Source organism: Sphingomonas sp. UYP23 (assembly GCF_054059235.1).
Genome location: NZ_JBSSBX010000001.1, coordinates 936845 through 959024, shown reverse-complemented (window position 1 = coordinate 959024; position 22180 = coordinate 936845). Strand labels below are relative to the sequence as shown.

Sequence of the window (22180 nt, the reverse complement as noted above, 5' to 3'; positions counted from 1 at the left end):
GCACGTAGCCGCCCCATGATGGGGTAAGAAAAAGCGGTGTGGATCAATCTTTTGGACGCCCTTGTCGCTGGCGACAGGGCTGCGGACGTTACGATCTCACACCACCTTCGTCCCCGTGAGGACCTCTTTCTGCCGAGGCAGAACCGTGAAAGCTCCTTTCTGAGATCGTATCAGGCGACCGCGACCGCGGTGCCGGGTTCGCTTCCCCAGCGGAAGTCGGTGCCGTCCGTCCACATGCGGTGGAGAACGACGGCCAGGCGGCGTGCGAGGGCGACGATGGCGCGCCGCATGCCCCGGCGCTGTGCGACCTTAATCCCCCATGCCTTGAGCCACGACCAATGCCGGCTCTGGGTCATCAGGATCTGCGCCGCTTCGTACAACATCGTTCTCAGCATGGTGTCACCGGACTTGGAGATGCCGCCGTCATAGTCGATCTCGCCCGACTGATGCCGCCGGGGTGTCAGCCCGACATGTGCGCCGACCGCTCTGGAATGGATGAAGCGCTGCGGCTGGTCGATCGAGGCGCGATAGGTAAGCGCAACCACCGGGCCGACGCCGGGTGCGGTCATCAACCGCCGACACACCGGATCGTGCCGGACCGTGTCGAGCAGCATCTTGTGGAGCTTGAGAGGTGGTTCTAGGAATCTGAACAGCGGGGATAAGTGGATTGCCGATCTGAGAGCGGCCATGCTGGCCGCGAAGAGGAGGCAAGATGAGCAAGCGACCCCGCCGGAACCACAGCCCGGCATTCAAGGCCAAGGTGGCGCTGGCTGCCGTGGGAGGCGAGAAGACGCTGGCCGAACTGGCGCAGGAGTATGAGGTGCACCCGAACCTCATTAATCAGTGGCGGTCCAAGCTGCTGGAGGGGGCGTCAGACGTGTTCGGAGCGGTGCCGGCAGCGAGCGAACCAGCGGTCGATATAACGGTGCTGCACGCAAAGATTGGCGAGCTGACGCTGGCGAACGATTTTTTGGCCGGTGCGCTCGGGAAGGCCGGTCTGTTGCCGAGCGCAAAGCGATGATCGACCGTGACCATGAGCTGCCGCTGGCCCGTCAAGCGCAGCAGCTCAAGATCAGCCGCGGCAGCATCTACTATCTCCCGCGGCCTGTCTCGCCGGCCGACCTGTTGATCATGCGGCGGATCGATGAGCTTCATCTGCTCTATCCGTTCGCCGGCAGCCGGATGCTGCGCGATCTGCTCCGGCAGGAAGGCGTGGTCATCGGGCGACGGCATGTCGCGACGCTGATGAAGCGAATGGGGCTCGAGGCGATCTACCGCCGTCCGAACACGTCGAAACCGGCGACGGGGCACAAGATCTATCCGTACCTGCTGCGCAAGCTGGCAGTGATCCGGCCGAACCAGGTCTGGGCGACGGATATCACGTACATCCCAATGGCTCGCGGTTTCGTCTATCTGGTGGCTATCGTCGATTGGTTCACCCGACGGGTGCTGGCCTGGCGAGTGTCGATTTCGATGGATGTCGCGTTCTGCGTCGCTGCGTTGGAGGAAGCGCTCGCACGGTACGGCAAGCCTTCCATTTTCAATAGCGACCAAGGCTCGCAATTCACCAGTGTGGCCTTCACCGCCGTCCTGCACCGCGAAGAGATAGCAATAAGCATGGATGGCAAAGGGTGCTGGCGGGACAACGTGTTTGTTGAGCGCCTGTGGCGCTCGGTGAAATACGAAGAGGTGTACCTCAATGCCTACGCCTCGGTTCCCGAAGCCCGCGCCGGCATCGGTCGATATCTCGCATTTTATAACGGCGTCCGGCCACATTCAGCCCTTGGCGCCAGAACACCGGACCAGGTATACTTCGACCAGCCGCTTCTCGCAGCGGCATGATCAACCCGCGGTAGTCCACTTATCCAGACCGCGAGCCTGTTCAGACAAGCGGAGCCACCTCTCTTGGCCAGCTGCTGGCGCATCACCCGCCGCACCGTCAGCAACGGCTCGACAATCGCCGCCAGTCTCGGAAAGCCCTCGACCAGGTGACGGATACGAGCCTCATAGCCGATCGTGCTGACCACGCCGACCTTTAGGCCGAAGTTGCGCAGCGTGCCGCGCATGTCGGACTCGATGTCGATCAGCTTGCGCTGCACGAGCTTGCGGCTTGTCAGCAGCATGCGTTGCTCCTGCGCCGCCAGCGTCTTCACATGCACCGGCTTGAACAACCCGACCCGCATCATCTGGGCGATGCCGCGCGCATCGTTGCGGTCGGACTTGTTGATCTGCTGCGCCTGCAACAGCGCCTTCATGTGGCGGGTCTCAACACAGATCACCGGCAGCCCTGCCTCGCTCAGCCCGTTGACCAACCACTGCGACAGCGGCCCAGCCTCGATCCCGACCCGCACGTAATCGCCGCCGACCGACGTCAGCAGGACGGCAATGTCATCCGGCTCGGTCGGCACCTTGCGCTCGCACACCACCTTGCCGGCATCGTCCACCACGCACACCGACGTCTCCTTAACCGAGACGTCGAGACCCACGAAATGCGTCATCGCTCTCACTCCTCCCCTCGATGCACGAGGTCAGGTCGACCCCGATCCAGGCATCGTACGTGAAGGGGCTGCAATCTCATCTGCTGTCGAAATGCAGCCGCCGCGATACACCATCTTTTAAGACAGCAACGCAACCGCCTGAATGGCGACAATTGGGGCGCTTTCCTGACGGTCCGCTTCGGAGCGCTCCATCGGCAGCTATTGTCAGAAGGGCTTTGTTGCAAAACTGATGGCGGGGATTCACGCAGGGAATCGAGCGGTATAGATAGGCGTAATGCCCAAACCTGCCGCACCTGTGTATCGTACGACGAACTGGCCTGAGTATAATGCGGCGCTGAAGCGGCGTGGGTCGCTGGAAATATGGTTTGATCCGGAGATGCACTGGCTTTCGAAGCCGTGTGGTCGCCCTGGTCGCCCGATGCGGTTTTCAGACAGCGCGATAGAGCTGTGCCTGACGCTGAAGACGCTGTTCAACCTGCCTTTGCGGCAAGTGACGGGGTTGGTTTCGAGCCTGATCAAAATGGCGGGGCTGGATTGGTCGGTGCCGGATTATACGACGCTGTGCCGACGGCAGAAGACGTTGAAGGTCAACCTCGGCGGGCGGATCAGCTCGGGCGGACTGCACCTGCTGGTCGACAGCACCGGGATCAAAATGACGGGAGAAGGCGAGTGGAAGACGCGCAAACACGGACCGTCCTACCGTCGCCAGTGGCGCAAGGTGCATCTCGGGATTGATGCTGGGACGCTGGATATCCGGGCCATTGAGGTCACGACGAATGCCATTGGTGACGCACCGACGCTGCCCGTTCTCCTGGCGCAAATTCCCGGAGACGAGCGGATACTCAGCGTCGGCGGAGATGGCGCTTATGATACCAGGGACTGCCATGCCGCTATTGCCGGGCGCGGTGCCGATGCGGTCATCCCGGTCCGCCGCAACGGGCAACCATGGGCAGAAGGCGGTCCCGGCGTCGATGCACGCAATGGAGCGCTACGCGCGACAAAGCGGCTTGGTCGCGCAATCTGGAAAAAGTGGAGCGGCTATCATCGCCGCAGTCTGGTCGAGACCAAAATGCACTGCTTCAAACTCCTGGGCCAGCGCGTTGTCGCCCGCACCTTCGATCGTCAGATTACCGAGCTCAAAGTCCGTGCTGCAATTCTCAATCGGTTCTCCGAAATAGGAACGCCGGTGACCGTCCGCATCCAATAACATCTTCAAGTAAAACGTCGGTCATGCTCTCGCGTAATTATGCAACAAAGCCTGTCAGAAGCAGACCTCCGCGGTGGCGGATTTAAACGACCGGCTCTGGTCGCGAGCTGACGGTGGTCGGTGTTCCGTGAACGACAGCTATTCAACGCTCGCTACCTAAAAACCTGCCGGACCGTAGCCGGCCAAGTCAAAAAGTGTGTGGTGATCATTGCAACGCAGCGGGTGGCCTCCGGGACAGAAACTGCGCGCGTCCTTTTCTTCAACACAACAAAACCTGGCAAAAGATACATGATGTAATGGGTTGCAGTCACCATTGGAACAAAATACTCTGTGATTATGACTTGATTCTGGGCACCTGTCAGGCACGAGGAGATTTGGTGATGTATAATTATCTGAAAAGTATTGCGAATTTGACTGTCGAAACCGGCTTTGACATCGCAGGGGTCGCAAGTTCAATCCTTGCCACGCCCACCATTAAAGGCCCGCCGTCTCAACGAGACGGCGGGCTTTTTGTGACAATCCGGTGATCTGAAGCGATTGGTCCGGCGGTCCGCCGGTGCGGATCGGGACCCCAATGGGACCATGACGAACGGCATCTCGTGATGGGCGTGCTTGGCGGGCCTACCCAAGGGGGGAGCGTCATGGCGCTTGAAGGTTGAGACGGGAGCCACGGGTCATGCCGCGGGCTCTGGTCGTCGTGCAGACCACTTGGCCTCGAATCCTGGGACGGCAACACAGCGTTCACAGGGGATACCCCGACCGCGCTGGAGCGCCGAACCTGCGCAAGCGACGCTTCGTCGGGGTCAGATGCTCGGGACACTTGCCTCCCCAGCGCCGACTGTTACTGCATCAGGGCGGTGGTGAAGCGCTTGCGCCACCAGATCACATCCTGATCGACGATATTCTCGAACATCGGCCGCCACCGCGCGATGCGCTCCTCGCGCGACATGGCGAGCGCGGTGGCAATCGCGTCGGCAATGTCGTCCGGGCTGTACGGATTGACCATCAGCGCGCTTTCGAGTTGCTCCGAAGCCCCGGCGAAACGCGACAGGATCAGCACGCCGGGGTCCTCCGGGTCCTGCGCCGCGACATATTCCTTGGCGACCAGGTTCATCCCGTCGCGGAGCGGCGTGACGAGGCCGATTCGTGCCGAGCGATACACGCCCGCCAGAACATCGCGCGGGAACCCCTGGTTGACGTAGCGCAGCGGCACCCAGTCGATATGCGCGAACGCGCCGTTGATCCGACCCGACAGCGCATCCAGCGTCGTGCGAATATCGCGGTAGCTCTGCACCGCGTCGCGCGACGGCGGCGCGATCTGCAACATATAGACATTGGACTGGGCATCCGGCCGCGTTTCGAGATAGCGCTGATAGCCGTTGAAGCGCTCTTCCAGCCCCTTGGAATAATCGAGCCGGTCGACCCCGACGATCAGGCTGCGGCCGATCGAGCTTTCGATCATGCGCTCATGCGTCGCTTTGGCCTGGTCGCTGCTCGCGCTGGCAATGAATTCCTGTGCGTCGATGCCGATCGGGCAGGCGATCGCGCGGATCGTGCGGCCGCCGACGGTGATCGCCCCATCGTCCCCCAGCGTCCCGCCCATTTCGTTCGTGACGTAATCGTGGAAGGTGTTGAGCCATTCCTGCGTCTGAAAGCCCACCACGTCATAGGCGAACAGCGCTTCGACCAGGCGCCGATGCTCGGGCAGCGCGGTGAGCAGTCGCGTCGGCGGCCACGGGATATGCAGGAAGAACCCGAGCCGGTTGGTCAGCCCTTGCTGGCGCAACACCCAGCCGAGCGGGATCATGTGATAATCATGCACCCAGATCAGATCGTCGGGTTCGATATGCGGCCCGATCACAGCACCGAAGACGCGGTTGACGCGCTCATATCCGCCCTGGAAGTCGCGCTCGAACTCGGTCAGTCCCAGGCGGTAATGGAACAGCGGCCACAAGGTGCGGTTGGCATAGCCGTTATAATATTCGTCGACGTCCTGCTCGGGCAAGTCGATCGTCGCCGAGGTGACGCCGTCATAGGTTTCGAACTTCAGTTCGCCGGTTTCGCCGGTCTCGCCCGACCAGCCGAACCAAACGCCCTTGGCCTCGCGCAGCGCCGCGGTCAGCGCCACCGCCAGCCCGCCTTGGGCGGCGGGCTGTTTTTCGGTCGGGGCCGAGACCCGGTTCGATATGACGATCAGCCGGCTCATCGCACCGCGCTCCACGGCTGGCTCAGCAGGACGGCGCAATTGATCATCCCGACCAGCGAATAGGTCTGCGGATAGTTGCCCCACAGTTCGCCCGAGATCGGGTCGATATCCTCCGACAACAGCCCGGCCGGCGTGCGCCGCGACAACATCTCCTCAAGCAGCGCGCGGGCATCGGCATCGCGGCCGGTATAGTGCAGCGCCTCGATCAGCCAGAAGGTGCACACGTTGAACGCGGTGTGCGGCACGCCGAAATCGTCTTCGCTGTCGTAGCGCAACATGTTCGATCCGCGCCGCAGCCCCGCCTCGACCGCGTCGAGCGTGCCGAGAAACCGCGGGTCGTCGGGGGCGAGGAAGCGCAGTTCGAGCAACTGGATCAAGCTCGCATCGAGATTGTCGCCCGCAAACGTTGCCGAGAGCCGGTTGGTCTCGGGCCGCCACGCCGCCTCCTCGATCCGCGCGCGCATCGTGTCGGCACGGGTCTGCCAGAAGGTCGCGCGCGCGCCGAGGCCGAGCGCGGTCGCGGCGTTGGCGAGCCGGTCGCATGCCGCCCAGCACATCGCCGCCGAATAGGTGTGCACATGCGATTTCGTGCGCAATTCCCACAACCCCGCGTCGGGCTGGTCGTAGCGCTCCCACGCGCGTTCGCCGACCGGCTCGAGCGCTTCGAAATCGGCGATGCCGGCCATGCGAAACAGTCGGTGGTCGAAGAACGCCTGGGCGTTCGACAGCACGATCTGGCCATAGGCATCGTGCTGGACCTGGTCATAGGCCTGGTTGCCGACGCGGACCGGGCCCATCCCGCGATAGCCGTTCAGGCCCGGCGCTTCCCATTCGGTCAGCGTCTGCTCGCCGCCGACGCCATACAGCGGCTGGATGTGCCCGCCCGCGGTATTGTCGACGATGTTGCGCAGATATTCGAGATAGCCTTCGAGCACGTCGAGCGCGCCGAGCCGGTTGAGCGCCTGGATGGTGTAATAGGCGTCCCGGATCCAGCAATAGCGATAGTCCCAATTCCGCCCCGAATCGGCATGTTCCGGGATCGAGGTGGTCATCGCCGCGACGATCGCGCCGGTTTCCTCATGCTGGCACAGCTTGAGCGTGATGGCGGCGCGGATCACGGCTTCCTGCCATTCCTGCGGCGTCGCGAGGCCGCGCACCCAGTGCCGCCATTCGGCCAGCGTCCGCTCGAGCATCGTATCGAGCCCGGCGGCGATATCGTCGCCGAAGCTCTCGTCGGGGCCGAAGAAGAAGTGCAGCGGCCGCTCGACGCGGAACAGGCGCTCGTCCTCGATCCAGCCGATCGGTGCGGTCGTCGACAGGCGCATCACGCCGTGATCGAGCAGATAGCGGACATGATTGGAGCCGCGCGTATGCTCTGCGCGCGCGCTTCCCCAGGATGTGGCGGGGCGCATGCGGATGCGGATGCGCGGCGACCCCGCGACGGGCCGGACGATCCGGACGAACGCGGTCGGGCGATACATCCGGCCGCTGCGGAAGAAGCGGGGCGCGAAATCGGTGACTTCGATCGCATTGCCTTGCGCATCGGTATGGCGCGTCACCAGTACCGGCGAGTTGCGCAGATAGGTTTGCGTCGTCTCGGTCACACCGTCGAGGTCGATCTCCCAGAAGCCATAAGCCCCGTCGCCCGCCGCCGGCGAATCGTCGAGCAGCGAGGAGAAGGCCGGATCGCCGTCGATCCGCGGCAGGCATCCCCAGACGAAACGTCCCGAGCGATCGACCAGCGCGGAGACCTGGCAGTTGCCGATCGGCCAAAGATCAAGGTTGGCAGTCATACTGCGGCCAGCCAGTCATGCACGGCAGCGACGTCGGCGAGACGGTAGGCCGCAGCGGTCGGCCGATCGGCGCCGACCAGCACGCCGTAACCGCCAAGCTCGGCACAGCGGGCGAAGCCCGGCTCGTCGGTGACATCGTCGCCCAGAAAAACCGGGCGACGATCGGCAAAGCGTGGCGATGCCATCAGCGCGGCGATGCCGCTGCCCTTGTCGTGTCCGTCGGTGCGCAGTTCGACCATCATCTTGCCTCCTTGCAGATAGAGACCGCTCTCGGCCGCGAGCTGTTGCGCGAGGGTCTTGGCGATCGGTTCGACCGACGGGTCGAGCCGGTAATGCGCCGCCACCCCGAGCGTCTTCACTTCGATCACGACATTCGCATTGCCGGCGAAGGCCTCGCGAAACGCGGCTTCGGCCGCTTCCAAAGCAACGGGCCGCGGGCCGCTCGATATGTCTTTGCCAGCCATGCGTATCTCGGCTCCATGACTGCCGACCACGGTCAGCGATTGTGCATACGGACCGACAAGCTGATCCAGTTGGGCGACGGAGCGCCCGCTCACCAGCGCGACACGGCCCGCAAGGCGTGCCTCGAGCTGCATCAGCAACGCGGTGAGTGACGGGGTAACGACGACCGCGTCGGGTCGTTCCGCCAATTCCACCAGCGTTCCGTCGAAATCGAGGAACAGGCTGATCTGGTCGGCGAGCATGGCGGGAGCGGAAAGGGTCATGCGCGGGGGGGCTACACGGTCCATCACAGTGCTGCCAGTTCGCCGGTCAGCGTCGTGCGGGTGCGCGGCAGGGCGTGCGGCATTTCGGCGGCGATATGGCGCATCATCGCTTCGCGGACGTCGCAGCGCAGATCGAACGCCTTGCTGGCATCGGCAGCGCTGACGAGCGCGCGCAATTCCATCACCTCGGGCTTGATGTCGGTGACTTGCAGGCCGACGACGCGGCCGTCCCAATTGGGATGCGGGCGCACGACCCGATCGAGCTGGTCCCGCAGCGCCGCCACGTCCGCCGTCGGATCGACATAGAGGAACGCGGTGCCGAGCAACGCGCTGCTGTCGCGCGTCCAATTCTCGAACGAGCCTTCGAGAAATTTGCTGATCGGCACGATCAGGCGGCGCTCGTCCCAGATCTTGACGACGACATAGGTCAGCCGGATTTCCTCGATCCGCCCCCATTCACCTTCGATGATGACGACGTCGTCGAGCCGGATCGGTTCGCTGAACGCCATCTGCACGCCCGCGATCAGGTTCTTGAGCGCGGGCTGGGCGGCGGCGCCGACGGCGAGCCCCGCCAGCCCGGCCGACGCCATCAGCGTGACCCCGACGCTGCGGATCGCCGGGATGCTGAGCAGCATCAGGCACAGCGTCACGAAGACGATGGTGAAGGTGCCGATCCGCGCAAGAATGCCGATCCGGGTGCGCCGACGCCGCGCGGCGAGATTGTCCGACGCGGTGATATCCGACCGGACATCGACGATATCCCGCACCGCCCGCAGGACGGAAAGCGCGAGCCAGCCGAGCAGCAGCGGAACGATGAATCCGGCGGCACGGTGGACAAAGGTTGCGCCGACAGCATCGAGCGGTGCCGCGTTGAGTGCGATATTCAGACCCAGCGCGACGACGATCCACCGCGTCGGCGCGATCAGCCGATCGACCAGGATATCGTCGGTTCGGCCGGGGCTTCTGGCGGCCAGCCGACGCAGGATACGCGAGAACGCTTCATGCAGGGCGACTGCAACAAGGCAAGCGATGGCGGCGATGATCAGCGTCAGGACCGGATCGATGCTCCATCCGGGCAATACGCCGAGGAGAAGGTCGTGCATGATGGGTACCTTTCTCGCGGTCTCAGGTCCCTGACGGTCTCCGCGATGCGATCGAAGACGCTGGCCAGTGAACAGGCCGACGTCCGGGATTCATGGATGATGACGGCGGGCGTCGCGGCCCCGCTTCTGTGCCGTAACGCCTAACCGACGAGCGACGGCTTTTGATCCAAGGCGTCGGGCTAGGGGGGAGATACCGCCTCGGAGAGGATCGGATTTCGGGCCATCCCGCAGGAAACGCGCTTGGCCAGGATCGGCTAACCGAAGCACGATTCGCCGCCGCCACACCGCAAGCCGCGCCGGTGGCTCACGCGGCCACCGGCGTCGACATCGCGGGGGCGGCCACGTTTAGTTGGGCTTGGTCGTCGCCGCGCCCGGAACGGCCTTCGCCGAAAGCCAGCCGCCGTCGGCAAGCCAGTCGTTCAGCCGGTCTGGCCAGTGGAGGATCGAGACGCGGTTCGATTCGTCGAGGTTGAAGGCGTGGTCGCTGTCGGCGAACATGTGCAGTTCGGCCGATACGCCCGCCTTGCGCAACTGTTCGTACAGCGCGACCGAGGGCGCCGCGCAACACGCGTCGCGGCTGCCGGCGACCAGGAACGCGGGCGGCGCGGTGGCGATCGCCGTGGCGGGGATCCCGCGCGGCCCTGGAAACACCAGCACCTGGAAGTCGGGGCGAGCCGGCTCGCGGTCGATCGCATCGTGCGAGGGGCGACCGGCCGGCTCGGGATTGTCGGCGATCAGCGACACGAGTTCGCCGCCTGCCGAAAAGCCCATCGCGCCGACGCGGTGCGGATCGATTCCGTACTCGGCGGCATGGGCGCGCACCCACCGGATCGCACGCCGCGCATCGTCGGCCGCGTCGCCAGCGACCGAGTATTTGGAGCCAGCTTCGTTCGCCAACCGGTATTTGAGCACGAAGGCGGTCAGCCCCAGGCGATTGAGCGCGGTCGCGACCTTGGTCCCCTCATTGGTCCACACCAGCAGCTTGTGCCCGCCGCCGGGGATCACGACGATCGCGGCGCCGTTGCGATGCGCCGGCGCGGCCGGGAAGGCGGTCAGCGAGGGGTCGTGGATGTTGCGCAGCCAATAATCGCGGCCGATTTCGGGCTCGCCCCGCCGCGCGGCCGATCCGGGCGCACCGTTGGGCCAGAGCGGGATCGGCGTATAGGTCGGGGCGGGCACCGGCGCCGGATCCTGCGCTGCGGCGGGTCCGGCCATGGTCAGCGCCAGCAGGAGCGGCGAAAGGCGCAGGATCCGACGCATCATTTGGTCTCCGTTCCGTTCGCCGCGCTCATCACCGCGCGCGCCGGCTTGAGCAGATCGTGCATCGCCATCCAGCAGACGAATTCGTCGAACCAGCCGGTGCTCGTCGTCGTCTTGGGATACATGCCAAACCCATGCCCGCCCTGTTCGAACAGGTGGAATTCGACCGGGCGCTTGGCCGTGCGCCAGCTTTCGATCAGGCCGAAGCTGCCATTGCCGAAAAACGGATCGTCCGCCGCCAGCGCGACGAAGATCGGCGCGCGTCGGCGGGCACTTTCATCGCTGCCAGCGGACCGTAGATGGTGCCGATGAAAGCGGGCTTGGCATCGACGCCCTCGAGCGTCGTCGCCAGCGTCAGCATCGCCCCGGCCGAAAAGCCGATCATGCCGATCCGCTGCGGATCGACATGCCACTCGGCCGCGCGCCGGCGGACCAGCGCAAACGCGGCACGCGCATCGGCGATCTGCGGGGCGAGGTCGGCCGTCATCGCATCGGACTTCGGCTGCGGCGGCCGGGCGCCGGGCGCGAACATCGCGGCCATCGACTGTTCGAACGCCGGCATCGTTGCCGGGGTCGGCTTCAACCGGTATTTGAGCACGAACGCTGCGACGCCCTTCGCGGCGAGCGCACGGGCCACGTCATAGCCTTCGTTCTTCATCGACAGCGTCATGAAGCCGCCGCCCGGCGCGACGATCACCGCGGTGCCGGTTGCTTTCGCGGGATCGGGCAGGAAGGGCATCACGGTGGCGACGGTGACGTTGCGGGCGAACACGCTGCCATATTGGCTGTGCCATGCTTCGGGCTGAGTCGAACCGGGCAGCTTGCCGGTGCCGAGCGCGATTGCGCCGGTCTGGGCGGGGGTGGGGATCGGCGCCATCTTGTCGCCTTGCGCCAGCGCGGGCGACGCCAGGATCAGCGCCATGGCGATCCCGAATCCGACCATTCGCCCATGGGTTCCGTGACGACCGACGCGAGGCTGGCGTATCATATCTGCTCTCCACCTTTATTTTCTAAAAGGTGTCGAGGTAGCGCTATCAGCGCGCAAATCATCTTTGGTGGAGTGGCGCCCCGCACCTGTCCACGGAGACCCTTGGCGGCGGCTACACCGACGCTCCGGTCGGTATCCGAGAACAGCGAATTGCCCGCGTCGATCAGGATATCGCCCGGGTCGAGCAACGGGCTCAACGCATCGATGACGCCATAGACGGCATCGCCTGCCTTGACCATCAGGATGATCGCACGCGGGTGCTTTTGCGGACCGAGCGGTCGCCGACACGGCGTCGCTTCCGGGCAGGAAGGTGGTGCGACGACTCGACGATTCGGGCGGATGCGGCTCTTTCTGACACTGACCGGTCGGCGCCCGAATGTATCAATTCCAATGTTTTCCGCGGTTTCGTTCATCTTGCGGCAAGAAACCGTTGCAGAAATGTGACAAAATCCCGCGTCGACAGGATTATTCCGCTGCGGTGCAACATCGGCCGCCAAAGCTTGTTAAGGGCGCACCGGGCTTTCCGGACACATCCCGGCACACCCCCTAAAAAACGTCCGTAAATAAGGTCATTACAAATGCGTACTCTTAAACTCGCCGCTGCCGCGCTGGCCGTGGCCGTCGCTGCACCCGCCTTCGCTCAGGACGCGCCTCCGGCTGCTCCGGTCGAGACCGGTCCGACCGCACCCGACGGCAGCCGTGCATTCGGCATCGAGCCCTATGTCGGCGTGATGGGCGGCTGGGAACAGTTCGACAACGAGCGTAACCACGGCATCCCGCAGGCGCTGAACGGCAACGGTTCGCTGCGCAACAACTACCGCCTCGCCGGCGCGCTCGTTCAGGGCGTTGCAGGTATCAACGTTCCGCTCGGGCCGGTGTTCGTCGGTGCTGAAGGCAGCGTCGCCAAGGGCGTTTCGGGCAACATCGATTGGGAATATGGCGCAGCTGGCCGCTTCGGCGTTCGCGCTGGCGACAGCGGCATGTTCTACGGCAAGGTCGGCTATCAGTGGGTCGATTTCGACCATTACTCGACCTTCTCGACCGGCAACCGTAACGACAAGAACTACGGCGCGATCACCTACGGGATCGGCACCGAGTTCGGTCCGAAGGACATCGGCCTCAAGGGCATCACCGGCAATGCTGGCTTCCGCATCCGTGCTGAAGTCAACACGTTCGGCAACTTCCACAGCCTGCGGCCGATGCTGGGCGTGATCACGCACTTCTAAGCCAAACTTTTTTCGGACAGCGCGAGGGGGCGGGGAATGGCGACATTCCCCGCCCTTTTCGTGTCCGGCGCAGACCGAACGCGGCGCTCAGAACTCGCTGTGCAGCCGTACGCCGACCGTCTGCGGGACGATCGGGATGATGTAGGGCCGCTGGCCGCAGCTGCCGCACTCCTGGAAGCGCGCGATCTGGCCGCGCGTGTCGAACGCGTTCTGCAGGAACAGCTCGATGCTGAATCGGTTGAACTCGGCACCCACCGCGAAATCGGCGGTGGTGGAGGCGGCGAGCCGGCCGAGCACGGCCGCGGGATTGTAGACATCGCCGGTCGGATATTTGGTCGCCGTGCGAATGTCCGACGCAGCCGAACTCTGGTGCGAGACGACGCCCTGGCCATACGCCTTGAAGCTGCCGACCGGCACCGAGTAGCGCGCCGACGCCGTGCCCTTGAAGCGCGGCGTGATCGGCAGCCGCGTGCCCGCCGGTGCCGAGACGATGTTGCCATTGCCGGTATCGGTGCAGCGATAGGTCGGATCGTCGATCAGGCACAGATTCTGCCGCGTCTTGGCATCGTTATACGCGCCCGAGGCACTCAGCGTCAGGCCGCCGAGGTTGAGATTGCCGTTGAGCTCGATCCCGCGGACGCGTGCATTGGGGCCGTTATGGATCTCGGTAAAGCTGTTCGCGCCGAGATAGGAGAATTGGAACTTGGCCCAATCCTCCTGATAGATCGCACCGTTGATATGCGCCTTGCCGCCGAGCAGCGTGGTCTTGGCACCAAATTCGTAATTGGTCAGGTAATCGGCGGCATAGGGCGCGACATCGGCGCGACGGTTGATCCCGCCCGGGCGGAAGCCGCGCGAGACGGTGCCGTAGAGCAGCACGCCGCGGACCGGCTTCCAGCTCAGATTGGCACGGTACGTCACGCCCTGGCCCGATGCCTTGACCGGCTCGACCCCGACGCCGCCGACGTAAGTGCCGAGATTGGTACACGGGCTTCCCGCCACCGCGGCGGCTGCAAGCGTGGTCGAGGCGCCGGCGGCGACGGCTTCACGCAGCCGCGTTCCGCTGGTGGTGAAGCACCCCGCCACGCCCGTGCGCGAGCTGCCCGCGCCGTTATACGGCGTATCCGAATAATTGCCTGAAGGATTGCGCCCGAAGCCGAAGAATCCGATCAGCGAATTGTCGTAAATGAAGGCGCGCGCGCCCGCCGTCGCGGTGATCGTCGGCGTGATGTCGAAGCTCGCCTCGCCGAACATCGCATAGTCCTTGTCGACGCGGTGCTGCTGCGTCAGCCACAAGGTGCCGGGCGATCCGTTGACCGACAGCGCATCGGCCAGCCCGGCGACCTTGTAATCCTGGTGGATGTCGTTGCTCTGGCGCTGGTAGAACGCACCTGCGACGATCCGGAAGCGATCGCTTGCCGGGCTTGCGACGCGCAGTTCCTGGCTCAGTTTCTTGAAATGGTCGGTCGCCACCACGTTCTGCAGTGGGGCGACCTGCTTGCCGGCATTGTCCTTGTAATAGAAATAGCCGGCCAGCCCGCCGACCGACGAATAGAGATTGTCGTAGGCCTCGGCATAATCGGTGTAGTCGCTCGACTGCGCGGCCTTGCGATCGAGATAGGCGCCGGCATAGGTCAGGTCCCAATTGCCGACCTTGCCCTCGATCGTCAGCGCGGCCTGGACGTAGCGATCGCGGCGATATTCGGGCAGGAAATGCTGGAGCTTGAGGTCGCCGACGGTCGGATCATAGCCATAGGCGCCGTGGCTGCGCGTGTCCTGGTACATGACGGTCGGCGTCACGGTCCAGTTGCTGTCGAGATCGATCTTCAGCGCGGCGCGGCCGCCGGCGATCTCGGTGTCGTTATAGTCCTTCTTGACGAACTTGGCGTTGTTGACGGTGATACCGTCCTTCACGCAATTGCCGGCAGCGTTGAAATTGGTGCCGCCGCAGAATTGCCGGCTGCCCGCGACATTGTCGATATAGCCGGCATCGCGCTGGTAGAAGCCGACGACGCGCAACGCTGCATTGTCCGAGAGTGGGATGTTGAGCATCCCCTCGGCCTTGCCGCCGAAGCCGCCCTTGCTGACGTGATTGCCCTCGACATCGACGCGACCGTAGAAATGCGAGAGATCGGGCTTGTTGGTGATGATCCGCACCGTGCCCGCTTCGGACGAGGCGCCGAACAGCGTGCCTTGCGGCCCCGACAGGCTTTCGATGCGCGCGACGTCATAGATGTGGACGTCGAGATTGCCGCCGACCGTCGTGACGGGCTGTTCGTCGAGATAGACGCCGACCGCGGGGAGCGAGCCCGAATGGTTGCCTTCGCCGCCCGCCGCGATGCCGCGCTGATAGATCACGATCTGGCCGGGGTTGCCGCCGGCATTGGCGGCGGGCTGGAACGAGACCGACGGCAATTGCTTGGCGTATTGCGCGAAATTGGTGATGTTGAGCTGGTCGAGCGCCTTGGTCGGCAGCGCCTGGACCGCGATCGGCACGCTCTGCAGCGTTTCCGAGCGTTTGGTCGCGGTGACGACGATGTCGCCGCCGTCGACGACGGGTGTTTGATCCGTAGGCGTGGTCTGCGCCAGCGCCGGACTGATCCACGCGACCGATGACAGCAGTGCAGCGACGACGGCGCGGTGCCCGAGCAGCGACATCAATTTCCCCCTTAAGATATTGCGGAGAAACTGTTCGCGACTGCGGTATTCGTCAAGCGCACTGCAACAAAGGCGCAACAATGGTGCCCGACCGTTGCGGAATTACAACGACTTCGGCGCGGCCGGATAGGTGTCGAGGGTTGCGCCGAGTGCCGCCCTGAGCGGATCAAGCCACGGTTCGAACGGCTTCCACGCGTCGGTCCCCTCGCGGAAGATCGGGCGGCGGACCTGTTCCGAGCTCGCGGTCCGGACCGCGCGGTCGGTTTCATGAAAGGCGAGGCAGGCCGGCTCGAACGCGAGCCCGCACGCCGCTAGCACGGCGCGCACCGTCGCCTCCGTCTCGTCGATCATGTCCTCGTACAGCACGCGGTGGACGCGGCCGGGCAACACCGCATCGACATGCGCCATCAGACGCACATAATCACGATAATAGCGCCCCATATCGTCGAGGCCGTAGCTGAAGCCCTGGCCGCGCGCGAAATGCTGCTTGAAGTTCGAGAAGCAGCAGCCGAGCGGATGCCGCCGCGCATCGATGATCCGCGCATTGGGCAGGATCAGCTGGATGAAGGGAACGTGCGCCCAATTGTTGGGGAGTTTGTCGACGATGAACGGGCGGTCGGTGCGCCGCTGGACGCGGGTGCGCGCGAGATAGGCTTCGCCCGCTTCGCGCAGGCGGTCGTGCGACCAGCCGGCCAGGCCTTCGGGATAATGCGCCTCGCCGCGGGCGAGCGCGGGGATGTCGGGGAGTTCGCTCGTTCCCTCGACCTGGCTGTGGCTCGACAGGATCTGTTCGATCAGCGTCGACCCGGCGCGCGGCATGCCGAGGATGAAGATCGGGTCCGGGGCAGGACAGCCGGACTCGGCGCGCTCGGCGAAGAAGGCGGCGTCGAATGCCGCGATGCTGCGATCGACGAAGCGCGTCGTCTCATCGGGATCATAGGCAAGCTGCGCGCGGCGGCGCGCATTGCCAGCGGCATAATGCGCGAACGCCATCTCGGCCTGGCGCCGATCCTCGAACGCCTTGCCGAGCGCGAAATCGAGATGGAAGCGGTCTTCGTCCGAAATTCCAGGTGCGGCGAGCGCCGCCTCCATCCGCGCGACATCGGTATCGTCGAAGCGCACGGTCTTGAGATTGGCGAGGCTCCACCACGCTTCGCCCAGACTCGGCAACAAGTCGATCGCGCGGCGATAGGCGGCGATTCCGTCGGCCTGGCGCCCGACGGTCTTGAGCATATGGCCAAAGCTCATCCACACGCGCGGCTGCGCGGGCGTGTCGGCGAGCACGCGCTCGTACAAGGCGATCGCCGCGTCGAAATCGCCGATCCGCCCGAAGGCGGCGGCCTGAAGGTTGGCGTGCCCGGGATTGTCGGGATCCTCGACGACCACGGTGGCGAGCTCGGCAATCGCCTCGGATGGACGGTTGAGCCGGTAGAGCACCAGTGCGAGATTGGCGCGCGCCGCGGTAAACGCGGGCGACAGCTCGATCGCGCGGCGGAGCAACGCCTCGGCATCGCGATACCGCCCGATCCGCCCGGCAAGCTCGGCGAGCATCCGCATCGCGGCGACGTCGAACGGGTCCTGCTTCAGCTGCTGTTTGAGCAAGGGCTCGGCATCGGACAGCCGATTGTCGTGGAGCGCCAGTGCGGCCTCGACCAGGGCCGGCGCGTAACGCGATTGCGGGAGGGGAGGGGGTGCCATGCGATCCCCTCTGTAGCGCCGCGATGCGTCCCCCGGCTAGCGGGGGACGCATTTCATCCGGCAGCGATCAGAAGGCGGCGGACAGCGAGACGACGAGCTTGCCCGACGAGATCGACGACCCGTTCTTGGTCGAGGAGAAATTGGGGAGCAGATAGGCGGCGCGGCGGCGCGAAATGTCGGTGCCGACATAAGCGAGGCCGAGCGTGACCGGCTTGAACGTCACGTCGAGTCCGACGAGATAGTCGAGGTATTTGCCCGTTGGCGTCACGCTCGTGCCGTTGGGTCCGAGCCCGGGATTGCCCCAGGAATAGCCGAGATGCGCCTTGGCGGTGACCGGCGTGGTCGGGATGCCGGCGCTGACATCGCCCCACAGATAGGTATTGTCCTGGCTCTGCCCGCGGCTCTGCGGGGTGTTCGAGAAATTGCCGAGCGCGCGCTGCTTGGGCGCATAGGCGACGCCGGCGAGCGCGCTGACAGGCCCGAGCGTAGTCGACAGCTTGGCATAGCCCTCGGCGAAATCGGTGAGATCGGCGCCGCCCGGATACATGTACCAGGTCAGCCCGACATCGACCGCGGTACCGCCGCCGAGACTGCGCTTGTATCCGCCGTACAGGTCGAGCTCCATGTTGGCGCCGCCGAAGGTGCCCCAACCGGCAAGGTTGGACGCCCAGGTCCCGACATAGAGGCCGCTCTTGTGGGTGGCGGAAATGCCGCCCTGGATCGCGGCTTCCTTGTCGCTCTGCGAGACGCCGCGGAAGCGATAGTCAGAAACGATCGCGACCGAGCCCGACAGCACGATAGGGGGCGGCGGATCGGTCTCGTCGGCGAAGGCCGGCATGGCGATTGCGGTCAGCAGTGCTGCCGCGATGGTCGAATAGATCTTCAAAGGAACCCCCTAAATAGGTCGATCGGGTCCCGCCTGCTGCCCCGACCGCCGCCGCATCTCACCGCTAGCGCTTCTCCAAACGGGAAGCGATGGGGCGGCGATCGGCCGGGACATCCAATTTTTATGGCTGCAGTGCTGCTGATTGCTTGCCGGATCGTGACGAAATGTTGCTCGCATGCCGCGGCGCACAAAAAACCCCTCCCGGTGAGGGGAGGGGTCGGGGTGGAGACGCATCTTGGGGGATGTCTCGGGGGGGGGGAGCCGCCCCCACCCCCTGACGCCTCCTAAAAGGAGGCGCCAGTACCTCAGGCGGTCTGCTTGGTCAGCCGTTCGGACGCGCCATAGACTTCGACCTGACCGCCGGCGGCACGACGCCGCGCAAGCCAGTCCTTGAGCAGTTCGGCGCAGGTGTGATCGGCCGAGGACAGCTCGGTCATGTCGAGCCGCATCGGCGCGCCCTGCGGAACGGCATCGAGCGCACCCGACAGCTTGGGCAGCGTCAGGAAGGTCGCCGCACCGGCGAGATGCACGGTCTCGTGCCCGTCATTCTCGACATGCACCACCTTCAGACGGAGGTTGCGCAGCACCGGGATCAGTTCGAGCAGCGACAGCCCGATCCCGACCAGCACGCCGGTCAGCAGATCCTGCGTCACGACGAGCAGCAGCGTCACCGCCCAGATCACGACGGGCAACGGCCCGTGATCCTTGAACAGATGCTTGGCATGGCTGAAATTGACCAGCCGCCAGCCGGTCAGCACCAGCACCGCGCCGAGCGCCGCCATCGGGATTTCGCGCAGCAGCCACGGCAGCAACGCGACGAAGCCGAGGATCCACGCGCCGTGCAGGATCGTCGATAGCCGCGACGTGGCACCTGCCTGCACGTTGGCCGAGCTGCGCACGATCACGCCGGTCATCGGCAAAGCGCCGGCCATGCCGCACAGCAGGTTACCGATGCCCTGCGCGCGCAGTTCCTTGTTATAGTCGGTGCGCACGCCGTCGTGCATGCGGTCGACCGCGGCGGCCGACAGCAGGGTCTCGGCGCTGGCGATGAAGGCGATGGCAAGCGCCGCTCCGATCACGCCGGGATCAAGAAACCGCGTGAGGATGTCGGCACTGGGCAGGCTGATCGCGCCGGCGATGTTCTGCGGCACCGCGACGCGCGCGATGTCGAGCCCCGAGAGCCACGCGACCAGCGTCGCCGCGACGACACCGAGCAACGCGCCTGGCACGAGCCGCAGCGCCTTCGGCCGGAACTTCTCCCAGCCGAGCATTACCAGCAACGTGAACACCGCAAGGCCGATCGCGATTTCGGTCGTGCCGATATCGCTCGACAGGCCGAGCAGGCGACCAGGAACGGCCGCGAGGTTCTTGAGGCCGCTCGGCAGCGGCTTTTCATCGAACATCACGTGGAACTGACCGACGACGATGAGCACGCCGATGCCCGCGAGCATCCCGTGCACCACCGCGGGCGAAATCGCGCGGAACCAGCCGCCGAGGCGGAAGATACCGGCGACGACCTGGATCGCCCCGGCCAGGATGAGGATTGGTCCAAGTGCGGACAGGCCCTGGTCGCGGACCAGTTCGAACACGATGACCGCGAGACCAGCCGCGGGGCCGCTGACCTGCAGCGGCGAGCCGGCGAACATGCCGACGACGAGACCACCGATGATCCCGGTGATCAGGCCCTTTTCAGGCGGCACGCCCGACGCGATCGCGATGCCCATACACAAGGGCATCGCGACCAGGAACACGACGATCGAGGCGGTGAAATCCCGCCCCATCATGCTCAGCGACGGGAGTTTCACTCTGCAGCTTCCAGATACTCGACGTCCGAAGCGCGATGACGCTGGGCGGCATGCGCGACAGGCAGCGGTTCATCCGCCTGGATCTGCGCGAAGCGGCCGGTCGTGCCATCGAGCGCGTACATCGCACCTGCGCCGATATCGAAGAACCAGCCGTGCAGCGAGATCTCGCCGCGCGCGATGCCGGCTGCGACCGAAGGATGCGTGCGCAAATGCTGCAGCTGGACGACGACGTTCTCAAGGGCTGCGGCGCGGACGCCTTCCTCGTTGGTCAGTTCGGGGTAGCCCTGGCGCACGACGCATTCGGCGGCGTGGCTATGGCGCAGCCAGGCGGCGACGTTGGGCATGCCGTTCAGCATCTCGGGGTTCATCAGCGCCTTCATCGCGCCGCAGTCCGAATGGCCGCAGATGATGATGTCGCGCACGCCGAGCGCCGAGACGGCATATTCGACGGTCGACGACACGCCGCCCATCTGCGACGACGACGGCGGCACGATGTTGCCAGCGTTGCGGCAGACGAACAGGTCGCCCGGCGCCGCCTGCATGATATGTTCGGGGACGACGCGCGAATCGGCGCACGAGATCATCAGCGCCTTGGGGCTCTGGCCGTGCTGCGCGAGCTTTGCGTAAAGGGCGCTCTGGTCAGGGAAAACGCCCTTCTCGAAACTGAGAACGCGTCCGATGAGATCGTTCATGACTCTGCTCCTAAAATGGCCCGTACGGGAACGGGGTCACGGAAGCAGATAGCGCACGCGTTTTGCTGCGCCGCGGCGCCAACGTTACGAATGATTGCTCGGGCGCCGGGGCCTTATGCCGTCGGCAGGGCGATCTCGGCGCGGAGTCCGCCTTCGGGCCGGTTCGAGAGCGTCAAAGTTCCATCATGCTCGGCGACCGCACGCGCGACGATCGACAGGCCGAGCCCGAGCCCGATCGTGTCGCGCGCGCGCGCCGTGTCGAGCCGGACGAATGGCTCGATCACCCGTGCGAGCGAGGCCGCCGGGATGCCCGGGCCGTCATCCTCGATGCGGACGACGATCTGATCGCCTGCCCGCACCAGCGTCAGATAGACGCGCTCGCCATAATGCAGCGCATTCTCGACGAGATTGACGATCGCGCGCTTGAGCGTGACCGGGCGGACCGCCAGTTCGAGATGGTCGGGCCCGGTATAGCGCGCGTCGCGTCCGCGGTCGCTGACATCGTCGCACACCGTTTCGCACAGCACCGCGAGATCGATCGCGACGCGTGGCTCGCTTTCGCCCTCGCCGCCGAGATGGGCGAGCAGCGAGGCGACCATCGCGTCCATCTCGAGGACGTCTGCCTCGACCGCATCGCGCAATGCTTCGTCCGAGATCGCATCGGCGCGCATCCGCAGCCGCGCGAGCGGGGTGCGCAGGTCATGCCCGACCGCGGCGAGCGCCTGCGTCCGGTCGGCGATCAGTTGATAGATTCGCGCATGCATCCGGTTGAACGCGCCGATCACGCGGCGCACTTCGCTCGGTCCCGCTTCGGGCACCGCCTCGTCGCTGTCGCTGCCGCTGCCGACCGCGTCCGCAGCGAGCGCTAGCCGTCGGAGGGGGAGCAGCGTGCGGCGGATGAACAGCCCGCCCATCAACAGCAATGCGCCCGCAGGGATCATCGCAAGGAGGATCCGCTCGCTCGACAGATTGGCCTGGTGGATTGGCTGGCGGGTGTGGAAGTGCATCCAGCTGCCATCGGCGAGCGTCACCCCGCCCGCCGTCACCGCGTTGCGCCCGGGCGAGGCGAGGTTGAGCCGCAGATCGGCATGCGCGAGATCGGGTTCCCAGCCGATCACCTGGCGGTACATCCGGTCGAGCGAGGGGGCGAGCGGCGGCGGCGGCGCAAGCGCGGGTGCCCAGTGGATCTCATAGCGGCTGGTGGTCAGCTCGCGCGCGAGTTGCGGGCGTGCAGGCGGCGCCTGCTCCTCGAGCAATTTGCGCGCGATGACGAGATGCTCGGCAAGCCGCCGCGCCTCGTCGTCGCGCACCGAGAATTGGCTCGCGCGCTCGTAAAGCACCGTCGACACGCCGAATTCGAGGATCATCGCGAGCAACAGGATCGCGAAGATCTGGCCGATCAGGCCAGCCGGGCCGTGGAGGTGCCGGCGCAGCG

The 22180-nt window shown here is 65.1% G+C and carries 15 protein-coding genes and 3 pseudogenes; 3 read left to right on the top strand and 15 right to left on the bottom strand.

Annotated features, from left to right (window positions below):
* Window positions 1-170: 170 nt before the first annotated feature.
* A pseudogene (locus ACVWYO_RS04810) lies at window positions 171-626 on the bottom strand (transposase); the annotation flags it as partial.
* Between the two features lie 86 nt (window positions 627-712).
* On the opposite strand from ACVWYO_RS04810, the gene ACVWYO_RS04805 reads away from it, so the two are divergent.
* Window positions 713-1842, top strand: a protein-coding gene (locus ACVWYO_RS04805; RefSeq protein ID WP_457349017.1) for an IS3 family transposase whose coding sequence is annotated in 2 segments (ribosomal slippage) — window positions 713-974 and window positions 974-1842 — 1131 coding nt in all. Because the reading frame shifts where the segments join, the coding sequence is not laid out codon by codon here.
* Between the two features lie 62 nt (window positions 1843-1904).
* On the opposite strand, the pseudogene ACVWYO_RS04800 reads toward ACVWYO_RS04805, so the two are convergent.
* Window positions 1905-2498, bottom strand: a pseudogene (locus ACVWYO_RS04800) (IS110 family transposase); the annotation flags it as partial.
* A 274-nt stretch (window positions 2499-2772) separates the two neighbouring features.
* On the opposite strand from ACVWYO_RS04800, the gene ACVWYO_RS04795 reads away from it, so the two are divergent.
* Window positions 2773-3705, top strand: a complete 933-nt coding sequence (locus ACVWYO_RS04795) for an IS5 family transposase (protein WP_457348219.1) — start codon at window positions 2773-2775, stop codon at window positions 3703-3705.
* A gap of 841 nt (window positions 3706-4546) precedes the next feature.
* Here the strand turns inward: ACVWYO_RS04795 and ACVWYO_RS04790 are convergent.
* The 7 genes and pseudogenes from ACVWYO_RS04790 to ACVWYO_RS04760 form a co-directional block, all read right to left on the bottom strand.
* A complete protein-coding gene (locus tag ACVWYO_RS04790; protein WP_457349016.1) occupies window positions 4547-5911 on the bottom strand; it encodes an alpha,alpha-trehalose-phosphate synthase (UDP-forming) in 1365 nt (454 codons plus the stop codon).
* A complete protein-coding gene (locus ACVWYO_RS04785; RefSeq protein WP_457349015.1) occupies window positions 5908-7704 on the bottom strand; it encodes a glycoside hydrolase family 15 protein in 1797 nt (598 codons plus the stop codon). The genes ACVWYO_RS04790 and ACVWYO_RS04785 overlap by 4 nt, the downstream gene beginning before the upstream one ends.
* Window positions 7701-8429 carry a trehalose-phosphatase gene (gene otsB / locus ACVWYO_RS04780; protein ID WP_457349014.1) on the bottom strand — a complete coding sequence of 243 codons (729 nt, stop codon included), beginning with the start codon at window positions 8427-8429 and terminating at the stop codon, window positions 7701-7703. The genes ACVWYO_RS04785 and otsB overlap by 4 nt, the downstream gene beginning before the upstream one ends.
* Before the next feature lie 23 nt (window positions 8430-8452).
* Entirely contained in the window at window positions 8453-9532 is a 1080-nt protein-coding gene (locus ACVWYO_RS04775) for a mechanosensitive ion channel family protein (protein WP_457349013.1), read from the bottom strand.
* A gap of 345 nt (window positions 9533-9877) precedes the next feature.
* Window positions 9878-10795, bottom strand: coding sequence for an alpha/beta hydrolase (locus ACVWYO_RS04770; RefSeq protein WP_457349012.1), 918 nt, complete (start codon window positions 10793-10795; stop codon window positions 9878-9880).
* Window positions 10792-11735, bottom strand: a pseudogene (locus ACVWYO_RS04765) (alpha/beta hydrolase). Before ACVWYO_RS04765 ends, ACVWYO_RS04770 begins: the two are co-directional and overlap by 4 nt.
* A gap of 41 nt (window positions 11736-11776) precedes the next feature.
* On the bottom strand, window positions 11777-12193 hold the full coding sequence (locus tag ACVWYO_RS04760) for an NAD(P)-binding domain-containing protein (protein WP_457349011.1): 417 nt from the start codon (window positions 12191-12193) through the stop codon (window positions 11777-11779).
* Between the two features lie 165 nt (window positions 12194-12358).
* On the opposite strand from ACVWYO_RS04760, the gene ACVWYO_RS04755 reads away from it, so the two are divergent.
* Window positions 12359-13006 carry an outer membrane protein gene (locus ACVWYO_RS04755; protein ID WP_457349010.1) on the top strand — a complete coding sequence of 216 codons (648 nt, stop codon included), beginning with the start codon at window positions 12359-12361 and terminating at the stop codon, window positions 13004-13006.
* 87 nt (window positions 13007-13093) lie between these two features.
* On the opposite strand, the gene ACVWYO_RS04750 is transcribed toward ACVWYO_RS04755, so the two are convergent.
* The 6 genes from ACVWYO_RS04750 to ACVWYO_RS04725 all read right to left on the bottom strand — a co-directional run bounded on the left by ACVWYO_RS04750 (window position 13094) and on the right by ACVWYO_RS04725 (window position 22178).
* A complete protein-coding gene (locus tag ACVWYO_RS04750) occupies window positions 13094-15664 on the bottom strand; it encodes a TonB-dependent receptor (RefSeq protein ID WP_457349009.1) in 2571 nt (856 codons plus the stop codon).
* A 102-nt stretch (window positions 15665-15766) separates the two neighbouring features.
* Complete coding sequence (locus tag ACVWYO_RS04745; RefSeq protein ID WP_457349008.1) at window positions 15767-17362, bottom strand: sulfotransferase; 1596 nt, start codon at window positions 17360-17362, stop codon at window positions 15767-15769.
* A gap of 67 nt (window positions 17363-17429) precedes the next feature.
* Entirely contained in the window at window positions 17430-18248 is an 819-nt protein-coding gene (locus ACVWYO_RS04740) for a TorF family putative porin (RefSeq protein ID WP_457349007.1), read from the bottom strand.
* A 305-nt stretch (window positions 18249-18553) separates the two neighbouring features.
* Window positions 18554-20032 carry a SulP family inorganic anion transporter gene (locus ACVWYO_RS04735; RefSeq protein WP_457354862.1) on the bottom strand — a complete coding sequence of 493 codons (1479 nt, stop codon included), beginning with the start codon at window positions 20030-20032 and terminating at the stop codon, window positions 18554-18556.
* Window positions 20033-20049: 17 nt separating this feature from the next.
* Window positions 20050-20745: a carbonic anhydrase gene (locus ACVWYO_RS04730; protein ID WP_140846999.1), complete on the bottom strand. Its 696-nt coding sequence runs from the start codon at window positions 20743-20745 to the stop codon at window positions 20050-20052.
* Window positions 20746-20858: 113 nt separating this feature from the next.
* Window positions 20859-22178, bottom strand: a complete 1320-nt coding sequence (locus tag ACVWYO_RS04725) for an ATP-binding protein (RefSeq protein WP_457354860.1) — start codon at window positions 22176-22178, stop codon at window positions 20859-20861.
* Between the last annotated feature and the right edge of the window lie 2 nt (window positions 22179-22180).

Bases quoted from the DNA above. Each gene is read 5' to 3' on its own strand.
- otsB (WP_457349014.1), bottom strand. From the start codon at position 8,429: ATGACCCTTTCCGCTCCCGCCATGCTCGCCGACCAGATCAGCCTGTTC.
- ACVWYO_RS04735 (WP_457354862.1), bottom strand. From the start codon at position 20,032: ATGATGGGGCGGGATTTCACCGCCTCGATCGTCGTGTTCCTGGTCGCG.
- ACVWYO_RS04760 (WP_457349011.1), bottom strand. From the start codon at position 12,193: ATGAACGAAACCGCGGAAAACATTGGAATTGATACATTCGGGCGCCGA.
- ACVWYO_RS04785 (WP_457349015.1), bottom strand. From the start codon at position 7,704: ATGACTGCCAACCTTGATCTTTGGCCGATCGGCAACTGCCAGGTCTCC.
- ACVWYO_RS04750 (WP_457349009.1), bottom strand. From the start codon at position 15,664: ATGTCGCTGCTCGGGCACCGCGCCGTCGTCGCTGCACTGCTGTCATCG.
- ACVWYO_RS04795 (WP_457348219.1), top strand. From the start codon at position 2,773: ATGCCCAAACCTGCCGCACCTGTGTATCGTACGACGAACTGGCCTGAG.
- ACVWYO_RS04790 (WP_457349016.1), bottom strand. From the start codon at position 5,911: ATGAGCCGGCTGATCGTCATATCGAACCGGGTCTCGGCCCCGACCGAA.
- ACVWYO_RS04775 (WP_457349013.1), bottom strand. From the start codon at position 9,532: ATGCACGACCTTCTCCTCGGCGTATTGCCCGGATGGAGCATCGATCCG.
- ACVWYO_RS04730 (WP_140846999.1), bottom strand. From the start codon at position 20,745: ATGAACGATCTCATCGGACGCGTTCTCAGTTTCGAGAAGGGCGTTTTC.
- ACVWYO_RS04770 (WP_457349012.1), bottom strand. From the start codon at position 10,795: ATGATGCGTCGGATCCTGCGCCTTTCGCCGCTCCTGCTGGCGCTGACC.
- ACVWYO_RS04755 (WP_457349010.1), top strand. From the start codon at position 12,359: ATGCGTACTCTTAAACTCGCCGCTGCCGCGCTGGCCGTGGCCGTCGCT.
- ACVWYO_RS04745 (WP_457349008.1), bottom strand. From the start codon at position 17,362: ATGGCACCCCCTCCCCTCCCGCAATCGCGTTACGCGCCGGCCCTGGTC.